General features: G+C 61.0%; 20 protein-coding genes and 1 tRNA gene. 12 read left to right on the top strand and 9 right to left on the bottom strand.

Annotated features, from left to right (window positions below; genetic code table 11):
• Positions 1 to 71: 71 nt before the first annotated feature.
• The 3 genes from uraH to NCS58_RS18020 are packed head-to-tail and all read right to left on the bottom strand — an operon-like array spanning position 72 to position 2,318.
• On the bottom strand, positions 72 to 410 hold the full coding sequence (gene uraH, locus NCS58_RS18030; RefSeq protein ID WP_061115802.1) for a hydroxyisourate hydrolase: 339 nt from the start codon (positions 408 to 410) through the stop codon (positions 72 to 74).
• Positions 411 to 451: 41 nt separating this feature from the next.
• Entirely contained in the window at positions 452 to 976 is a 525-nt protein-coding gene (locus NCS58_RS18025) for a hydroxyisourate hydrolase (protein ID WP_061116077.1), read from the bottom strand.
• A gap of 1 nt (position 977) precedes the next feature.
• On the bottom strand, positions 978 to 2,318 hold the full coding sequence (locus NCS58_RS18020) for an MFS transporter (protein WP_061116078.1): 1,341 nt from the start codon (positions 2,316 to 2,318) through the stop codon (positions 978 to 980).
• 285 nt (positions 2,319 to 2,603) lie between these two features.
• Here NCS58_RS18020 and NCS58_RS18015 point away from each other — a divergent pair, with 285 nt between their 5' ends.
• The gene (locus NCS58_RS18015; protein WP_061115803.1) at positions 2,604 to 3,551 is read left to right on the top strand and encodes a LysR family transcriptional regulator; all 948 of its coding nucleotides are present in this window, start codon (positions 2,604 to 2,606) and stop codon (positions 3,549 to 3,551) included.
• Between the two features lie 110 nt (positions 3,552 to 3,661).
• Positions 3,662 to 4,186 (top strand): 2-oxo-4-hydroxy-4-carboxy-5-ureidoimidazoline decarboxylase, encoded by a 525-nt coding sequence (uraD, locus tag NCS58_RS18010; RefSeq protein WP_061115804.1) that lies wholly within the window; start codon positions 3,662 to 3,664, stop codon positions 4,184 to 4,186.
• 47 nt (positions 4,187 to 4,233) lie between these two features.
• On the opposite strand, the gene NCS58_RS18005 is transcribed toward uraD, so the two are convergent.
• Both NCS58_RS18005 and hpaC read right to left on the bottom strand, forming a co-directional pair.
• On the bottom strand, positions 4,234 to 4,770 hold the full coding sequence (locus NCS58_RS18005) for an SgcJ/EcaC family oxidoreductase (protein ID WP_250477422.1): 537 nt from the start codon (positions 4,768 to 4,770) through the stop codon (positions 4,234 to 4,236).
• Between the two features lie 90 nt (positions 4,771 to 4,860).
• Positions 4,861 to 5,397, bottom strand: coding sequence for a 4-hydroxyphenylacetate 3-monooxygenase, reductase component (gene hpaC, locus NCS58_RS18000; RefSeq protein ID WP_061115805.1), 537 nt, complete (start codon positions 5,395 to 5,397; stop codon positions 4,861 to 4,863).
• 429 nt (positions 5,398 to 5,826) lie between these two features.
• Between hpaC and NCS58_RS17995 the strand changes: the two genes are divergently transcribed.
• From NCS58_RS17995 to NCS58_RS17955, 9 genes are all read left to right on the top strand, one after another.
• Positions 5,827 to 6,768, top strand: a complete 942-nt coding sequence (locus tag NCS58_RS17995) for a helix-turn-helix domain-containing protein (protein WP_250538843.1) — start codon at positions 5,827 to 5,829, stop codon at positions 6,766 to 6,768.
• 262 nt (positions 6,769 to 7,030) lie between these two features.
• Positions 7,031 to 8,161 carry an amine dehydrogenase large subunit gene (locus tag NCS58_RS17990; protein ID WP_061116080.1) on the top strand — a complete coding sequence of 377 codons (1,131 nt, stop codon included), beginning with the start codon at positions 7,031 to 7,033 and terminating at the stop codon, positions 8,159 to 8,161.
• Positions 8,162 to 8,170: 9 nt separating this feature from the next.
• Positions 8,171 to 8,728: a MauE/DoxX family redox-associated membrane protein gene (locus NCS58_RS17985; protein ID WP_061115807.1), complete on the top strand. Its 558-nt coding sequence runs from the start codon at positions 8,171 to 8,173 to the stop codon at positions 8,726 to 8,728.
• On the top strand, positions 8,725 to 9,369 hold the full coding sequence (gene mauD, locus NCS58_RS17980) for a methylamine dehydrogenase accessory protein MauD (RefSeq protein ID WP_061115808.1): 645 nt from the start codon (positions 8,725 to 8,727) through the stop codon (positions 9,367 to 9,369). The genes NCS58_RS17985 and mauD overlap by 4 nt, the downstream gene beginning before the upstream one ends.
• Before the next feature lie 39 nt (positions 9,370 to 9,408).
• Entirely contained in the window at positions 9,409 to 9,930 is a 522-nt protein-coding gene (locus NCS58_RS17975) for a methylamine dehydrogenase light chain (RefSeq protein ID WP_061115809.1), read from the top strand.
• Entirely contained in the window at positions 9,927 to 10,412 is a 486-nt protein-coding gene (locus tag NCS58_RS17970) for a cytochrome c (protein ID WP_061115810.1), read from the top strand. The genes NCS58_RS17975 and NCS58_RS17970 overlap by 4 nt, the downstream gene beginning before the upstream one ends.
• Positions 10,409 to 10,867 (top strand): cytochrome c, encoded by a 459-nt coding sequence (locus NCS58_RS17965; protein WP_086960624.1) that lies wholly within the window; start codon positions 10,409 to 10,411, stop codon positions 10,865 to 10,867. Before NCS58_RS17970 ends, NCS58_RS17965 begins: the two co-directional genes overlap by 4 nt.
• Before the next feature lie 11 nt (positions 10,868 to 10,878).
• A complete protein-coding gene (locus tag NCS58_RS17960) occupies positions 10,879 to 12,384 on the top strand; it encodes an aldehyde dehydrogenase family protein (RefSeq protein WP_061115811.1) in 1,506 nt (501 codons plus the stop codon).
• A 10-nt stretch (positions 12,385 to 12,394) separates the two neighbouring features.
• Positions 12,395 to 13,609, top strand: coding sequence for a porin (locus NCS58_RS17955; protein WP_086960626.1), 1,215 nt, complete (start codon positions 12,395 to 12,397; stop codon positions 13,607 to 13,609).
• A gap of 125 nt (positions 13,610 to 13,734) precedes the next feature.
• On the opposite strand, the gene NCS58_RS17950 is transcribed toward NCS58_RS17955, so the two are convergent.
• On the bottom strand, positions 13,735 to 14,226 hold the full coding sequence (locus NCS58_RS17950) for a nucleoside deaminase (RefSeq protein WP_061116083.1): 492 nt from the start codon (positions 14,224 to 14,226) through the stop codon (positions 13,735 to 13,737).
• A 171-nt stretch (positions 14,227 to 14,397) separates the two neighbouring features.
• Here NCS58_RS17950 and NCS58_RS17945 point away from each other — a divergent pair, with 171 nt between their 5' ends.
• A complete protein-coding gene (locus tag NCS58_RS17945) occupies positions 14,398 to 14,616 on the top strand; it encodes a hypothetical protein (protein WP_061115812.1) in 219 nt (72 codons plus the stop codon).
• 103 nt (positions 14,617 to 14,719) lie between these two features.
• On the opposite strand, the gene NCS58_RS17940 is transcribed toward NCS58_RS17945, so the two are convergent.
• The 3 genes from NCS58_RS17940 to dhaL all read right to left on the bottom strand — a co-directional run bounded on the left by NCS58_RS17940 (position 14,720) and on the right by dhaL (position 16,744).
• A tRNA-Val gene (locus NCS58_RS17940) sits at positions 14,720 to 14,796 on the bottom strand.
• 306 nt (positions 14,797 to 15,102) lie between these two features.
• The gene (gene dhaK, locus NCS58_RS17935; RefSeq protein ID WP_061116084.1) at positions 15,103 to 16,092 is read right to left on the bottom strand and encodes a dihydroxyacetone kinase subunit DhaK; all 990 of its coding nucleotides are present in this window, start codon (positions 16,090 to 16,092) and stop codon (positions 15,103 to 15,105) included.
• A gap of 22 nt (positions 16,093 to 16,114) precedes the next feature.
• Positions 16,115 to 16,744 (bottom strand): dihydroxyacetone kinase subunit DhaL, encoded by a 630-nt coding sequence (dhaL, locus tag NCS58_RS17930; protein WP_061115813.1) that lies wholly within the window; start codon positions 16,742 to 16,744, stop codon positions 16,115 to 16,117.
• Positions 16,745 to 16,767: the final 23 nt, after the last annotated feature.

Genomic DNA, 16,767 nt, shown 5'->3' with positions numbered 1-16,767 from the left:
ATGGACATTGCGCTAATTTCGATGTTGACGCACGCCATAAACGGCGTGAAGCGCAATGCACGCGCTGCGCTTCAACTTCCGCGATAGGTTCCGAAGCTCCACGGCGAACACAGCAGCGGCACGTGATAGTGCTGCGCGGCATCGGCAAGTGTGAAGCGCACTGGGACGACGTCGGCGAATACATCGGGGGTCTTGAAGTAGTCCGCTACCCAGAAACGCAATTCGAAATCGCCTGCACGCGCCTGTGCGGCCGGCAGGATCGGTGAATCCGTGCGCCCATCGCGATTGGTGCGCGTGCGCGCGAGCAGCGTGGGCGGCTGCGTGCCGATGTCGAACAATTCGATCTGCATGCCCGCGGCGGGCTTGCCGAGCGCGACGTCGAGCACATGCGTAGTGATGCCTGCGGCCATGATGATGTGTCTCCTGATCTGGCGTTTCGTTTGTGTTCCGCTCAACTGCCGCGGTAGTAGTTGTAGCTCCACGGCCCGAACAACACAGGCAGGTGAATGCGCTGGTTGATGTCGATGATGCGAAAGCGCAGCGGGATCTTCGAAAGGAACAACGGTTGCGGCAGATTCGCCTTGCGCGCGGCGAAGTATTCGTCTGCATGCAGCAACAGTTCATACGTGCCTGCGCGATACGTATCGCCGATCAGAAGCGGCGGCTCGCTGCGGCCGCTCGCTGCGAGCGTGATCGTCTGCAGAAGCTTCGAGCGTCCGTCTTCGATTGCGAACAAGTCCACACGCATGCCCGCGGCGGGCGTGCCGTGCCATGTATCGAGACCGTGCATCGTGAGACGCGGACTCAGGCCGTCCTGTTGCACCGGACCTGTCGTCTGGTTCGGCGCGGGCGACGCTGGCGCATCGGCGGAGAGGGCGGTCTTCGCCATCAGCATGCTTGCGCCCAACGAGACCGATTGCAGGGCAAAGCGTCGGCGGCTCACATCGAAAGCCGGAGAAGTGTCTTTGTCGCGCATGTCATGCACCTTGTTTGTTGCCGAGCTTGCGGATGCCGACGATAACCAGCACCGCAGCCAGAATTTCGATGACGGCCACGAGATAGAGACCGGAGGTCAACTTGCCCGTCGCGTTCTTGACGAGTCCCATGACGTAGGGCGCGCCGAAACCCGCGAGATTGGAGACGGAGTTGATGAGCGCCACGCCGATTGCCGCTGCGCTGCCCGCGAGATAGCGATTGGGCAACTGCCAGAACACGGGGATCGCGCTCATCGTGCCGATCAGCGATGCCGTCATGGCCAACAGCGCGATAACCGGCGAAATCTTGTCGAGGCCCATCAGCACGGCAAGCACCGCCATCGATATGCCGCCGACGATGGCCGCCCCGCTGAAGTGCCAGCGCACTTCATTGCTGCGGTCCGAGTGCGCACCGTTGATGATCATGCCGGCCGCGCCGCACAGATAGGCCACTGCCGCGATCCAGCCGACGGCCATCGGCGTGCTCACACCTACGTCCTTGATGACGGTCGGAATCCAGAAGGTGAGCGTCGAGTTCGCGCACAGCAGGCAGAAGAAGATCGCGATCAGCAGCCACACCTTCCGATTCGTGAAGAGCGATCGCCAGTCGTGTCCACGCTCGCCCATTGCGGCATTGTCGCGTTGCAGGGCATCGAGCACTACGCGTTTTTCATCGTCGTTGAGCCAGCGCGCCTGCTCGGGCTTGTCCGTCATGTAGAAGTAGGCGAACACACCGGCGAGCACCGACGGAATGCCTTCGATGATGAAGAGCCACTGCCAGCCATGCATGCCGTGCACGCCGCCCATCGACGTCATGATCCAGCCGGCGAGCGGACCGCCGAGCACCCCCGCTATCGCCGATGCCGACATGAACGTGCCGAAGGCCCGCGCGCGCCGCTGCGACGGATACCAGTACGTGAGATAGAGAATGACGCCCGGATAGAAGCCCGCTTCGAAAGCCCCAAGCAGGAAGCGCAGGATATAGAACTGCGTAGGCGTGGTGACATGCGTCTGCAGCATGCAGATGATGCCCCAGCAGATCGTGATGCGCATGATCGTCTTCTTTGCGCCGATCTTCTGCAGCAGCATGTTCGACGGCACTTCGAACAGGAAATAGCCGAGGAAGAATATGCCCGCGCCGAGTCCATATACGGCTTCGCTGAAATGCAGCGAGTCCAGCATCTGCAGCTTGGCAAAGCCGATGTTCACGCGATCCAGCCACGCGAGCACCCATAGCACGCCGAGAAACGGCAGCAGGCGCCATGACACCTTGCGATAGACGCTCGCTTCGGCGCTTTCGGCCTCGCTCGCGAAGACCGGCATCTCCTGTTTGATGAGCGACATGGTTTCTCCTTTCCAGTCGGTTTGCGTCGCACGGACACTGTCGTGCATTCGGTGGAAGCAAGTATAGAAACGGCCAAAAAATCGGGAACGGGCGGCGAGCCAATAGGCCCCATAGCAACGCGTATATGGGTTGCGAAGCCTTGTCTGGCGGGCCTTGGCGCCGCTCGTTGCGGTGTTTTTTCGTACCTATGGATTACCCTAGCGCCGCCTGCAACAAGCGGTTCTTGCAATGCCGGCTGGCAGAATAGCGGCGCGGCCACGCGAACCATAGAGACAGCACTCACCATGAATCGCACCGACGATCCATTCGATACCTATCTGTTGCGCGTTTTGTGCACGCTGATCGGCGAGCGCAGCGTGTCGCGCACGGCCATTCGTATGAACCAGTCGCAACCGGCTATCAGCTCCGCGCTCAAGCGGTTGCGCGCGATCTTCAACGACCCGCTGCTCACGCGCGAAAAGAATGTGATGGTGCCGACCGAGCGCGCCATTCAACTCGCACAAAGTGCGCAAGCCGCATTGAGCGCGCTCGATAACCTGCTCGTATCGGACGATCATTTCGATCCTGCGACCACCGAACAAAGCTTCACAGTGGGCATGCCCGACTATCTGGCGCCCCCCTTCTTTGCGCATGTCGTGCGCGAATTCAGGCGCGCTGCACCGCATGCGCGCCTCGTCGCCGTGCCGCTCTCGGCCGCATTCAACTATGAACAGGGGCTCTCGGAGGGCTCGCCGGATATCGTCATCGGCAACTGGCCCAATCCTCCCGAGCATTTGCATTTGTCGGTATTGCTCGAAGATGACGTCGTGTGTGTCGTTGCCCGCGACAGCGTATATGCGAAGTCAGGCAAATTCGATGCCGAGGACTATCTGAGCGCGTCGCATATCGTGCCGACGCCGTATTCGCGCGATCAGCGCGGCGTCGTCGATACCGGGCTCAGCACCATGCGCGTGCATCGTGACAACCGCGTGAGTTGCCCATACTTCAATCTCGCGCCCAGCCTCATACCGGGCACCGATCTGATTCTCACGACAGGCCGGCATTTCGCCAACTATCACGCGCAGCATCTGCCGCTCGCCGTGCTCGATCCGCCGATCGAATTTCCGTTCATGCGGTTCTATCAACTCTGGCATCCGTCGCGGCATCGTTCGGCTTCGCACGTGTGGTTGCGCGGCATGCTGACGGCGGCCGCGCAGGAGCTGCGCGCGCTGCGCGACATGCATCGCAGTTAGCGCTATCGCGTTCTGTTATGCGGTCAATAGGATAGGGTGTCTCGCCGCCCGATCGCGCGCTTTCTATACTCGGCACGAATCGCCATCGATGCCTTATAGGAGAGCCATTCATGTCACAGACAATCAATCTCGAACCGATCAACGCGTTCGATCACACGGCCTTCGTCGGCGCCTTCGCGAGCGTGTTCGAACATTTTCCGCAGGCGGCGGAGGGCGCCTGGAGCGCGCGTCCATTCGCATCCGCCACGGGATTGCACGACGCGATGATGAATGTCATCCGCAATCTTGACGACAAGAGCCAGCGTGCCTTTCTGAACCTGCACCCGTTGTTGTCAGGCGCGAATATTCGCTCCGGAACGATGACGGCGGATTCGGATGCCGAGCAAAAAAGCGCCGGGCTCGATGCGATGTCGGCCGAACAGGACGCCTTGCTCGATCGTCTCAATGCCGCCTATCTCGAGCGCCACGGCTTTCCGTTCATCATCTGCGTGCGGCATTACACGCGCGAGGGCATCTTCAGCGCGCTGGAGCGACGTATCGGCCGCAGCACGCAGCAGGAGCTGGATGAGGCTTTGGCGCAAATCGCGTCGATCACGCGTGCGCGCTTGAATGCGCGTCTCTGCGCGCTCAAGTGACGGAAATGCGGCGGCGGGTCTGACGTTGCATCAGGCCCGCGCGCCTATCACTGTGCCGCGTTCCATGTCTGCGCGGTCGTCCGCCACTTGCCGTCGGCGCCCTTGGCGAGCACCTTGAGGACCACGCCCTTATATGACGTCTTCTTGCCGTCCTTTTCCGCGACGGCGGTCCAGTTCGCGGTTTGATACATCAGATTGCCGACTCGCTTCGCACTGACGACATCGATCGTGTGATCGCGAAAGCCCGCATCAAACAGGCCTTTGTAGAACTTCTCGACGTCGGCACGTCCCTGAACGGTTGTTCCGTTTCCGGGGGACACCACGGCCTTTTCGTCGTACAAGGCGCCCAGCGCCCGAGCATCTCCCTTGTTAAAGGCCGCATTCCAGGCGGTATTCGCATCGTCTATTACCTTGTCGTGCTGCGCGAATGCAGTTTGCGACGCGATCAATGCGAACAGCACGCCGGCACCGAATTGCCTTAAGGATTTTTTCATCACGTATCTCCAAGTGGCGAACTCGCAGACCTGGGCGATGTGTGACTGCGTGCGGGTGATGAAAAACGCAAGCACCGATTCCGGTGTCATTTTTCGAATTTGCTTACAGTCGCCCGTCTGCGCGTGGAGTATAGGCAGCGGTCTTCCTGTAATCAATTAACGCAGAATCGGCGATACCTTTCACTGGGCGGCGCACACGCGCGGCACGCGATGAAAGTTGCGGTCGAAATAAATCAGGCTGTCGCCGTCGTCGCGCACGCGGATCGCGGTCGTTTCGACGAACATCACCGAATGCGATCCGACTTCTTTTGCCTCGACGATGGTGCCCTGCAGGCTCGCCAGCGCATCGCGTAATACCGGCACGCCGTTCATGCCTTCATCCCACACCGGCAACGAGAAACGTTCTTCCATGGAGAGTTGCGTGAGACCGGCGAAGTGCCGCGCGATCTGTTCGAGATGACCGGGCAAGACATTGATGCACACGTTACGATTGTTCACGAATGCGGCATGCATCGCGCTCGACCGGTTGATGCAGACGAGCAGCGTCGGCGGCGCATCCGTGACCGAGCATACGGCGCTGGCTGTAATGCCGCAGCGTCCATGCGTGCCCGTCGTCGTGATGACGTTCACCGCGGCCCCGAGATGAGCCATTGCCTGTCGAAACTGCTTGCGTACCTGTTCGATATCGGCAGAGTCGGGGCGGGGCAGCGCGGACATGGAGCGTCTCCTGTTCGTTTCGTGTTTAACTTCGTGTATAGCAAACCGTGAATCGAACGTACGCGCTGAACCGCACAAAGATGATCGGCACGATCCGCTAAATGCCACGCGTGGTTACCGACCGCACTAAAGCTTTGGCTACCTCACGTAACCGAGGCGATTTTGCCGAGAAGCCCCATAAGTCGCTGCAAATGGCGGCGAGCGACGCAATCCGTCAGGAAACCGTGCGCCCCGGCATCCGGCGCAAGTTCTAAAGTGGTTTGTGAAGTACGCGCGGGCGCCTACGCATGGGCGCGCCTGTTTTTCAATCGTGCATTCCTAGAATTGTGCAACGAGCGACAGAAGCAAAAAATTAGAAAGCTTGACGCCAAAAAATCGAAAACCTATAAGCAGTCGCATCGATATCGACGCAAGTAGCAGGAGCAGGGCATGTACGCCAACTATGAAACCTTTGAGGACGCCGACCGCCACGCGCATGCGCTGACAGGTTGGGAACAGCGCTATGACCAGGTGGGCGAAGGCGCGTTTCGCAGCACGGTGAAGCAGGTTTCGGTGGCGGGCGTGCAGGTTTTTCAGGAATCCGCGAACGTTCGTATCGTGCAGCGCGGGCAACTTCCGCCGGGGTTCGTCACATTCGGGCTCGTGCTCGGCGGCGGCGCACCGTTCTCGTTTCAAGGCGTGCGGGTCGACGAACACGCGCTCGTCGCCGCGCCTGGCGGCAGGGAATTTTTGCTGCATTCGCCACCCGACATGTCGATGCTCGGCGTCGCCGTGAATACGAGTCTGCTCGCATCGGCAGCGGACGCGGCGGGTGTCGATGTCCAGGACGAGATTCTCGGTCGCCACGTGCTGAGCATCCCTGCCGCAGCGGGCTGGCGGGCGGGAAAGCGCATCATCGCGGCGGTGGAGACCGTTCTCTCAGACCCAGATCCGTTTTCTTCGGGCGATGGCGCGCGTCGCTTCACGCACACCGTGACGGAGAGCATTCTGAATCTGCTCACGTTCCATGTTCCGACGCGCGAAGACCGGCTCACTTATGCATGCCGTGCCGACGTCGTGCGACGCGCTCATGATCTGGTGCTTGCTCGCCCCGAGCAGCCTATCTCGGTGCTGGATCTCTGCGAAAAGCTGCGCGTGAGCCGGCGCACCATTCAAAACAGCTTTCAATCGGTCACGCAGATGAATCCGGTAAGTTATCTGCGAGCCGTGCGTCTTGCACAAGTGAGACGGCTCCTGACAACGACATCGCAAGGCGAAGTACCGGTGCGCGAAGCCGCGATGCGCTGGGGATTTACCAATCTCGGCCACTTCGCGAGCGATTATAAGAGCCTGTTCGGCGAACTTCCCTCTCAAACACTGCGCGCCCGCTAACGCAGGCGCAATACATTCCCTTCCTGCCGATCGCGAGCCGCATTGCCGCGCTCGGCAATCGGCATTTCCTTTCCGAGGCTTGCATCAAGAGTCGCCTGAATACGCCTGTCGCGCGCATCGCTGTCGGCTCCCTTTCGAATACTCCATTTCGGCACGCACGCGCTGCCGGTTACGAAGTGCTCTTTTTTATTGTCATCTTTAGAGTCGTTTCGACGATAAACGAGGAGGAGCACAGATGAAGGTGAGACGGCTGGCCACCGCCATGGGGGCCTTGTTCTATGGACTGCTTGCGTGTCAGTTACACGCGGGTGCGGCCGAAAAGCCGGAAGAACTGACGGTGGCGAAAGTGCCGCCGTATAGCCCGCATCGCGTGTTCGTGACGGATGTCTCGTTTGCGAGCATGACCGATGCACGAGTGCATGTGTTCGACGGCGACACCAAACGATTCGTCGGCGAGATCGATGCCGGTTTCGCGCCGGGCTTCACGATCTCGCCCGATCACAAGACGAGCTATGTGGCGACGACGTACTTCGCGCGCGGCAGCCACGGCCCACGCACGGACGTAGTCGAGATCATCGATAACACGACGCTCGACGTAACCGGTGAAATCGTGATCCCGCCCAAGCATGGCCAGACCGTGCCGACGCCATATCTCACGATTCTTTCGGAAGACGGCAGCCGCCTGTATGTGTCGAACATCACGCCGTCGACGTCGGTCACCGTCATCGATACGGCCGCGAAAAAGGTGCTCGGTGAGATCGATACCGACGGCTGCGTGCTCGCCTATCCGAGCGGCAATGATCGCTTCTCGGCGCTGTGCGAAAGCGGCAAGGCGCTCACGGTCAGGCTCGACGCCACGGGCAAGGAAGCGAGCCGGAAGCTCTCCGAGGCGTTCATCGACGTCGATCACGATCCTGCCTTCGTCAACGCCGTGCGCGACGGTAACAAGTATGTGTTCACGACCTTCCACGGCAATGTGCGCACGGCCGACTTCTCCGGCGATACGCCGGTTTTCGGCGCATCGTGGTCCTTGCTGAGCGATCAGGAGCGCAAGGCGGGCTGGCGTCCGGGCGGCTTGCAGCAGACCGCGCTGAGCACGGCCAGTCACCGTCTTTACGTGGCCATGCACAAGGGCGCGGACGGCTCGCACAAGGACCCGGGCACGGAGATCTGGGTCTACGACACCGAGAGCAAAAAGCGTGTGGCGCGCTGGGATCTCGCGAAGCAGAAGATCGACCCGCTGCTCGCGATTCAGGTCAGCACCGACGACAAACCGCTCTTTTACGGCCTTACGCCGACCTCCGATCTCGTCGTGATGGATGCGATGACAGGCAAGCGCCAGCACGTCGAAAAGCAGCTCGGCGCGACGTCGACATTGCTGCTCAACCCGTGAGGTGACGCGATGATCGATCCCGTCATTCTCATGGTGTGCATCGCGTCCGCGACGATCATCGCGCTCGCGAGCGCTGCGCCGAAGTGGCGCGAGCCGTCGCGCTTTCGCGCGTCGCTCGAAGCGTTCGCGTTGCTGCCTTCGTTTGCGCTCACGCCCTTGTCGTTCGCGTTTCCTGCGCTGGAGGCTGCGGGCGCAATCGGCTTGTTGTTCGCCGATACGCGCACGCTCAGCGCCATGGTGCTGATCGCGTTGTTCACGCTCTTCGGCGCGGCGCTCGCGATCAACGTGTTGCGTGGTCATACCGATATCGATTGCGGCTGCTCGGGCTTCATCGCCGCGCGTGCAACGGAACGCGCGCCGAAGTCGATCGGCTGGTGGCACGTCGCGCGCGCGTTGATGCTCGCCGCGCTCGCATGCGCCGCGCTCGCACCCGCGACTGCTCGCGAGCTCATGTGGCTCGACTATTCGAGCGCAGGCGCCTGCACGCTTTTTGCCGTCGCCGCGTGGTTCACGCTCGATGCGCTGCTGGTCAATCTTCCCAAGCTCGATTCTCTGAGGAATTCATGATGCAAACCGCCCTGATGATTTCGGCCGCACTGTCGTGGGCCGCATTGCTTGCGCTCGGCGCGATCTGTCTCGCACTCGTTCGCCAAGTCGGCATTCTCTATGAACGCATGATGCCGGCGGGCGCACTCATGATCGACAAGGGCCCGGCGGTCGGCGCGATCGCACCGGTGTTCGAGTTGGGCGATATCGCGGGCCGCGCGGTGAAGGTCGGCGGCTTGTCGAACTCGAGGCGCAACACGCTCGTCTTCTTCCTCTCGCCGACGTGCCCCGTGTGCAAGAAGCTGCTGCCCTTGCTGCCGTCGATTCAGGCACGCGAAGGTGCAACCGACATCGTGCTTGCAAGCGATGGTGAATTCGAAGAGCACGCCGCCTTCTATCGAAAGACCGGTCTTTCGCAATATCCGTATGTGCTGTCGCAGGAACTCGGCCTTTCTTATCAGATCGGCAAGCTGCCTTATGCCGTATTGCTCGATGAAGAAGGCAAGGTCCGCGCGAAGGGTCTCGTTAATACGCGTGAGCATCTGGAAAGCCTGTTCGAAGCAAAAGAACGGGGTGTCGCTTCGTTGCAGGAGTTCGTGCACGGCAAGCACGACGATCACGCACATCACGAACATGAAGGGCAAGTCGGGCAGCACGCCTGAAGACGCCGACAAATCATTCATTCCTACAGGTGAGCGTCCATGAAATGGCTTGATTCATTCTTCGAACATAAGGCGCGCGGCGTTGCACAGCGAAGTTCCCGGCGCAGTGCGATGGCGAAGCTCGGCAAGGTGCTGGTCGGATCGGCAATGGTGCCGCTGCTGCCAGTGGATCGCACCGCGTATGCGACGGAACCGAAGAAGCCGGGCGCGTCGGCTAGCGACGATCCGACGAGCTGCGACTACTGGAAGTATTGCGCGATCGACGGCTGGCTTTGCAGTTGCTGCGGCGGCACATCGAGCAGTTGTCCGCCGGGCACGACGCCGTCGCCGATCACGTGGATCGGCACATGCCGCAATCCGCACGATGGCTCGGACTACATCGTGTCGTACAACGACTGCTGCGGCAAGACGACTTGCGGACGTTGCTTCTGCAATCGCAACGAACGCGAAAAGCCGCTCTACAAGTTATCGCTCAATAACGACATCAATTGGTGCATGGCGAACGGCAATTCGAATTACCACTGCTCGGTATCGGTGCTATTGGGAGCGGCGACGCAATGAACACAGCAAGTGTTTTGATGGCGGCGCTCGCTGCCGGCGCGATGAGTTTTGCATCTCAATCATTCGCGCAAACGATGCATTATCCCGGCGGCAAAGCGACATTCGACGGCAAGTGCGCCGTCTGCCACCAAGCGGGCGGCAAGGGCATGGACGGACTCGCGCCGCCGCTCGTCGACTATCCGGGTAAATACGCGGGCTCGCCCGAGGGCCGCGCGCAATTAGGGCATACCGTGCTCTATGGCATGTTCGGTCCGATCAAGGTCAAGGAGAAGAACTACAACTTCAAGATGCCAAGCTTCGCATCGCTATCCGATGAAGAAATCGCCGACGTGCTGAACTACGTCGTGTTCGATCTGAACGCGCAGCATGGTTCGGCCAAGCCCTTCGACGTGGCAGAGGTCAAGGCATGGCGCGCCGGACCGCTCGATCAGACCGCCGTGCATCAGCATCGCGAAGCGGTCGTGAAGGGCCTCGGGCTATGAAGCCGCGCGCGGTCCTCGCCGCTGCGATGCTTGCCGCGCTCTTCATCGCGGACGCATCGCAGGCGCAGGCGTACGACGCGGCGCGGGCGCGTCAGGACTGGGTGCTCAATTGCATGGGATGCCATACCGCCGATGGTTCCGGCATCCCCGGCAAAGTGCCCGCATTGCGTAACTCGCTCGGCCATTTCGTCTCGTTGCCCGAGGGCCGTCAGTTCGTGATGCGCGTGCCGGGCGCCGCCAATTCCGCTTTGAACGATGCCGAACTCGCGAACGTCCTGAACTGGCTGCTCGCGACGATGAACGAGCAATCGCGGCCTGCATCGTTCAAGCCTTATACGGCGGAAGAGATCGCCGCGTATCGCCGTCCCGCGCTCACCGATGTTGCGCGCACGCGCATGAAGCTCGTGAAGGAACTGCAGGAGAACGGCGTCAACGCCGTCCCCGAACACTACTAGGAGACACTGTGATGAATAACAGCCAGCATCTCGCGATGCTCGATTCGACGCGCACGTTCATCGCGTCGGCGCAGCAAATGTTGATCGACGGCGCATGGGTGAACAGCGCAAGCGGCGCCACGCTCGATGTGATCAATCCCGCCGATGGCGAACTGCTCGCCCGCGTCCCCAGTGCCGATGAGGCCGATGTGGATCGCGCGGTGCTTGCCGCACGTCGCGCATTCGACGACTCCGCATGGTCGCGCATGAAGCCGACTGATCGCGAACGCCTGTTGCTGCGGGTCGCCGATCTGATCGAAGCGAATGCGCGCGAGCTCGCGGAGATCGAGTCACTCGATAACGGCAAGCCGGTAACGGTCGCGCAAGGGCTCGATGTATCGATGGCCGCGCAATGCTTCCGTTATATGGCCGGCTGGGCGACGAAGATCGAGGGCAGCACGCTCGAAGCATCGATCCCGTATAGCCCGTCGAATGATTTCTTCGGTTATACGCGCAAGGAGCCGGTGGGTGTCGTCGGCGCGATCATTCCGTGGAATTTCCCGTTGTTGATGGCCTCGTGGAAACTTGCGCCTGCGCTTGCGACAGGCTGCACCGTCGTGCTGAAACCGGCGGAAGACACGCCGCTGTCCGCATTGCGCCTCGCGATGCTGATCCAGGAAGCGGGCATCGAGAAGGGTGTCGTGAATGTCGTTACGGGACTCGGCCGCACGGCAGGCGCGGCGCTCGCGCGTCATCCCGGCATCGACAAGATTGCGTTCACGGGTTCGACGCCGACCGGCAAGGCAATCGGTCACGCGGCGCTCGACAACATGACGCGCATGTCGCTCGAACTCGGCGGCAAGTCGCCGGTGATCGTGCTGCCCGATGTCGATATCGACAAGGCGGCGGAAGGCGTCGCCAATGCGATCTTTTTCAATTCGGGACAAGTGTGCACCGCCGGTTCGCGCGTCTACGTGCACGAGAAAGTATTCGATCGTGTGATGGAGCGCGTCGCGGCCATCGCTCAATCCTTGCCGATGGGGCCGGGCCTCGATGCATCGACGCAGATCGGTCCGCTCGTGTCGGCGCGGCAGATGGATCGCGTGCTCGGCTATATCGAAGCGGGACGCGATGAAGGCGCGCGTGCGATCGCGGGCGGTGCGCGCAAGGGGGGCGCGGGTTTCTTCGTGAAGCCGACCGTGCTCGTCGATACGGATCATTCGATGAAGGTGGTGCGCGAGGAAATCTTCGGGCCGGTGCTCGTCGCGATGCCGTACGACGATATCGACAGCGTGGTCGCGAAAGCGAACGACACGCCGTATGGACTCGGCGCGAGCATCTGGTCGAACAACCTCTCGGCGATTCACAAGCTCGTGCCGCGCATCAAGGCGGGCACCGTATGGGTCAATTGCCATTCGCTCCTCGATAACGCGATGCCGTTCGGCGGTTTCAAGCAATCGGGCTTCGGACGGGAGCTCGGACGCGCGGTGATCGACATGTACACCGAAACCAAGTCGGTGCTGATCAATTACGCGTGAGGACGCTCGCATGACAACTCGCACGATCGCGCGGCAACTCGTTTCGACGGCGGCGCTCGCCGTATGCGCGAGCGCATCGGCGCAAAGCACGGTGACGCTTTACGGAACCGTCGATGCCGGGCTGACCTACACGACCAATCAGCAGATCACCAGCGCCGACGGCAGCGTCGGTTCTGGGCATAACTTCGCATTTTCTGGCGGCAATCTCGTGCCTTCGCGTTTTGGATTTCTCGGCGTGGAAGATCTGGGCAGCGGCTTGCAAGCGAAGTTCAACCTTGAGAACAGCTTTTATACCGGAACAGGAGGCCTGGTTCAGGGTGGGGCGTTGTTCAATCGTCAGGCCTGGGTGGGTCTGGCGCACGAGCAATTCGGCACGTTGTCGCTCGGGCGTCAATACGATTCGTATTCGGATTTCCTCGGGCCTTATGTGTCGAGCAATTCATGGGCGACGCTTTACGGCTCGCACATCGGCGACGTCGACAACCTGAACGAAGCATTCAACTTCAACAACGCAATCAAGTACACGAGCCCCGACTGGAATGGCTTTTCTGTGGGCGGCACGTATAGCCTCGGTGGTGTCGCGGGTGACTTCGGGCAACGGCGCGGCTATTCGTTCGCAGCAGCTTATACGCGTCTGCCGGTCTCGATCAGTGCGGGCTATCTGAATCTGCACAATCCGCTCGATGCGGCTTTGGGTGGCGCAAACGGCTATATCGGCGATTTTGCCTGCTCCAATCCGTCAGCGCTCTATTGTCAACTACAGAATGCGGAAGCGCTGAAGGCTTATGGCGCGGGCGCATCGTATGCGATCGGGCCGGCGACCATCGCGCTGACCTATACGCATAGCCGCCTCGAGCATAGCCAGTACTTTGCCGATAGCGCCAATCCGCAGGGCCGCAATATTGCGTTCGATATCGGCGAAGTGAACCTGACTTACGCGGCTACGCCGTTTTTGCAACTGGGGCTCGCCTATATCTATAACAATGCGAAACCCGACGGCGGTTCATCGACGCGTTTTCATCAAGTGAACCTCGGCGCGAATTACGCACTTTCGAAGCGCACCGCGTTGTATGGTGTCGCCATCATGCAGAAGTCGGTGGGGGCGGGACTCGGTATCGATCCGGCAACGGGCGGGCCTGCGAATTACGCGCAGATTCCCAATCTGGCTAACTCGAACAGCGATCGACAACTGTCTGTGACGCTCGGCATACGGCATAACTTTTGAGTATTTCCGAGGGCGTGCGTCGACCCCGGCCGGGATGATTCCGCGCCGGGCTTTTTTGCTTGTGTCTTCGCGTGGATCGTTCAATCTTATGGATGCGCATCGGCTGCGGGCATTCCGATGAAGATCTACTGCTGAACGTTGGCCATTCGATAGCGCGCCACGTGAAGCGCCTTGATGCGTTCGGCGAACTCCTCGACGGGACCATCGACGACTGTATTTTCGATAACTTCCTGTATCGTCAGCGGACGCACACGCCCGGGTTGTGCGCCGAGTTCCGCACGCCAGCTCGTGAATTGCGCGGTTGACGCCGCATAGACGATGCGCCCCAGCCCGACCCACGCGTGCGCCGCCGCGCACATGGGGCAATGCTCGCCGGAGGTGTACACGACCGCGTCCTTGCGCTCCGCTTCCGGCACGTTCTGCGCCGCCCATTTCGCAATCGCGAATTCCGGGTGCCGCGTTTGATCGCCGTTGCTCACGCGATTGCGGTCTTCGAAAAGCACGCGCCCGTCCTTTGCGACGAGCATCGAGCCGAAGGGCTCGTCGCCGTTATCGAGCGCTTCCTGCGCCAGTTCGATGCAGCGGATCAGGTGCTTCTTGTCGGTATCGTCGATCATGGTGTGTCCTCCCTGGTTGACTGAACGATACACGGATGCTTCTGCGCTGCGCCAGCGGCGCATTTCCTTTCACATCTGGTGCGGTTCGAAAGCCTCGAACGAACGACTATGGCGGGCAGGGCGGTATAAAATCGGGATGTACTACTCTCGCGCTCCGATGCGCACGCCGCCATGGAAACTCCTTCGGGCAAAGAAGCCTCCCGCAAGCGGATGTCGCCCCGCATGCTCAATGTACTGACGGCACTCATCGGCATCGCTACGCTGGCGTTGGGCGTGGCGTGGCTGATCTATACGTGGATCGTCCATCTGGAAATCCCGTATTTCGCCATTCCACTCGTGCTCACGGTGCCGGTGATCGTCGCGGTGGCGTTCCGAAATTGCTGGGACTGACGCGCGGCCGAATCGCCGTTGCCACGCGGCTGCCAGAAAAGGTTGCGCGGAAATGAAAACGCACCGCGGCGATATAGATCGCCGCGGTGCGTCTGAATGTCGTTGGTAGGCTCGATTGGACTCGAACCAACGACCCCCACCATGTCAAGGTGGTGCTCTAACCAGCTGAGCTACGAGCCTACGGAAGCCGCGAATTATAGGGGAAACTTTCGCGTTGTGGGAGTTCTTGGGTGAAATTTTTTGATCCGGTTTTGGGAGGCGTTGTTCGACCTGGAACCGGTAGCCGACCGTCATCCCGAACGTTAAATTTATTTTACATAACACAAATTATCGTATTTTTCTGGTGTTGCGGCTTTATCCTAATGTCGTGTTCTGGCTATTTACAGATTCGGGTTGTTTACCGGTGGCAAGCTCGCGACTGTTCGCCCAGCGGGAGCCCGCCAATTCACCACGCAATCGCCCATCCGCAGCCCGTTCAACGCTTCCTCACATCCCCCAGCGCAACGCCGCCGTGTGCACCGGACTATCCCAATGCCTCGCCATCTCGTCATCGAGCGTGCAAAGCGTGATCGACGCTCCCGCCATTTCCAGCGACGTCGTCAGCGCGCCCACCTGAGAGCGCGCCACGCTCAACCCGCGCCAAGCGAGCCACGTCCGCGCCGCGTGATAGAGCAGATAAAGCTCCGACAACGGCGTGCCGCCGAGCCCATTGACGAGCAGAAGCAACGACGCATCCGCCGCTGGCTTCAGATCGTCGACGATCGCCGTAAGCAATTCATCCGCAATCGCGTTGGCGGTTTCGAACTTCGCCCGTCTGCGTCCCGGCTCACCGTGAATGCCCACTCCGATCTCGATCTCATCGTCGCCGAGCGTGAAGGTCGGCTTGCCCGCAGCAGGCACCGTGCAGCTCGAAAACGCCACGCCCATCGATGCAATCCGCGCCGTCACGCGCTCGCCGAACGCCCGGCACGCTTGCAGATCGGCACCGGTTTGCGCGAAGCTGCCCACGAGTTTCTCGACGATCACCGTGCCCGCCACACCGCGCCGTCCGGTCGTGAAGCTGGAGTTCTCGACGGCGACATCATCGTTGACGAGCACCGACGCATTCGGCATCTCGCACAGCTCGGACGCCATCTCGAAGTTCATCAGGTCCCCTGAATAATTCTTCACGATGAACAGCACGCCCGCGCCCGTATCCGCCGCCTGCGCCGCCGCCATCATCTGATCGGGCGTCGGCGATGTGAAGACCTGCCCGGGGCATGCGGCATCGAGCATGCCGTGTCCGACGAAGCCGCCATGCAACGGCTCATGCCCTGATCCGCCGCCCGAGATGATCGCGACCTTGCCCGGCTTCAGCACTCGGCGCACGATGTAGAGCGGATCGAAGTTGACCGTCACGAGATCCGCATGCGCCGCAGCGAAGCCCGCGAGGCTTTCAGTCAGGTAATCATCGACGCGATTGACGAACTTCTTCATGTCCGCTGCTCCATTTTTGTGGTCAGGCATCGCCTTGCGCGAGCCGCGCGCAGACCGCTTCGATCATGAGCTGGCTCGATCGCGCGCCCGGATCGACATGGCCGCGCGAGCGCTCGCCGAGGAACGACGCGCGCCCCTTCGTGGCGAGCATGTCGCGCGTCGCGAGCATGCTTTCTTCCGCAATGCGCGGCAGCGCTTCGAGGATCTCCTTCTTCGAAGCGAGCGCATCGGCCATCGCGGTGAAGCGTTCGGCGACAGGAATGAGCACGTCCATCATCGTCTTGCTGCCGATGCCCGTCTTGCCGCGCTGGCCCACGGCATCGACGCCCGCCGCGAACGCGCGCGCGACAGCGGCGACGCCGGCATCGTCGGTCGGTGTCTTCGCCATGCCTGTCAGCATCGAAAAGAAGAGCGGCCCGGACGAGCCGCCGACGGTCGACAGCACTTTCGTCGCTGCAAGCTTGAGCGCGGGCGCGAAGGACTCGCCTTCGATTTGCTCGCGCATGCCGGCGAGCGCCCCCATGCCGCGCAGCAGGTTGATGATGTGATCGCCGTCGCCGATCGCCTGATCGAGCGAGGCGATTTCATCGGCGTGTTCCTTGAGCGACGCATGCGCCGCGTCGATGCACGTCATGACCGTCTTGCCGTTCATCCCCTGCCCTCCGTTCATGCTCA

This window comes from Caballeronia sp. INML3B, from assembly GCF_023631305.1.
GTDB classification, from domain to species: Bacteria; Pseudomonadota; Gammaproteobacteria; order Burkholderiales; family Burkholderiaceae; genus Caballeronia; species Caballeronia turbans.
This window is presented reverse-complemented; position numbering and strand designations above follow the sequence as displayed.

Coding starts and splice junctions, on each gene's coding strand:
- uraH (WP_061115802.1), bottom strand. CDS start 410: ATGGCCGCAGGCATCACTACGCATGTGCTCGACGTCGCGCTCGGCAAG.
- NCS58_RS18025 (WP_061116077.1), bottom strand. CDS start 976: ATGCGCGACAAAGACACTTCTCCGGCTTTCGATGTGAGCCGCCGACGC.
- NCS58_RS18020 (WP_061116078.1), bottom strand. CDS start 2,318: ATGTCGCTCATCAAACAGGAGATGCCGGTCTTCGCGAGCGAGGCCGAA.
- NCS58_RS18015 (WP_061115803.1), top strand. CDS start 2,604: ATGAATCGCACCGACGATCCATTCGATACCTATCTGTTGCGCGTTTTG.
- uraD (WP_061115804.1), top strand. CDS start 3,662: ATGTCACAGACAATCAATCTCGAACCGATCAACGCGTTCGATCACACG.
- NCS58_RS18005 (WP_250477422.1), bottom strand. CDS start 4,770: ATGACACCGGAATCGGTGCTTGCGTTTTTCATCACCCGCACGCAGTCA.
- hpaC (WP_061115805.1), bottom strand. CDS start 5,397: ATGTCCGCGCTGCCCCGCCCCGACTCTGCCGATATCGAACAGGTACGC.
- NCS58_RS17995 (WP_250538843.1), top strand. CDS start 5,827: ATGTACGCCAACTATGAAACCTTTGAGGACGCCGACCGCCACGCGCAT.
- NCS58_RS17990 (WP_061116080.1), top strand. CDS start 7,031: ATGGGGGCCTTGTTCTATGGACTGCTTGCGTGTCAGTTACACGCGGGT.
- NCS58_RS17985 (WP_061115807.1), top strand. CDS start 8,171: ATGATCGATCCCGTCATTCTCATGGTGTGCATCGCGTCCGCGACGATC.
- mauD (WP_061115808.1), top strand. CDS start 8,725: ATGATGCAAACCGCCCTGATGATTTCGGCCGCACTGTCGTGGGCCGCA.
- NCS58_RS17975 (WP_061115809.1), top strand. CDS start 9,409: ATGAAATGGCTTGATTCATTCTTCGAACATAAGGCGCGCGGCGTTGCA.
- NCS58_RS17970 (WP_061115810.1), top strand. CDS start 9,927: ATGAACACAGCAAGTGTTTTGATGGCGGCGCTCGCTGCCGGCGCGATG.
- NCS58_RS17965 (WP_086960624.1), top strand. CDS start 10,409: ATGAAGCCGCGCGCGGTCCTCGCCGCTGCGATGCTTGCCGCGCTCTTC.
- NCS58_RS17960 (WP_061115811.1), top strand. CDS start 10,879: ATGAATAACAGCCAGCATCTCGCGATGCTCGATTCGACGCGCACGTTC.
- NCS58_RS17955 (WP_086960626.1), top strand. CDS start 12,395: ATGACAACTCGCACGATCGCGCGGCAACTCGTTTCGACGGCGGCGCTC.
- NCS58_RS17950 (WP_061116083.1), bottom strand. CDS start 14,226: ATGATCGACGATACCGACAAGAAGCACCTGATCCGCTGCATCGAACTG.
- NCS58_RS17945 (WP_061115812.1), top strand. CDS start 14,398: ATGGAAACTCCTTCGGGCAAAGAAGCCTCCCGCAAGCGGATGTCGCCC.
- dhaK (WP_061116084.1), bottom strand. CDS start 16,092: ATGAAGAAGTTCGTCAATCGCGTCGATGATTACCTGACTGAAAGCCTC.
- dhaL (WP_061115813.1), bottom strand. CDS start 16,744: ATGAACGGCAAGACGGTCATGACGTGCATCGACGCGGCGCATGCGTCG.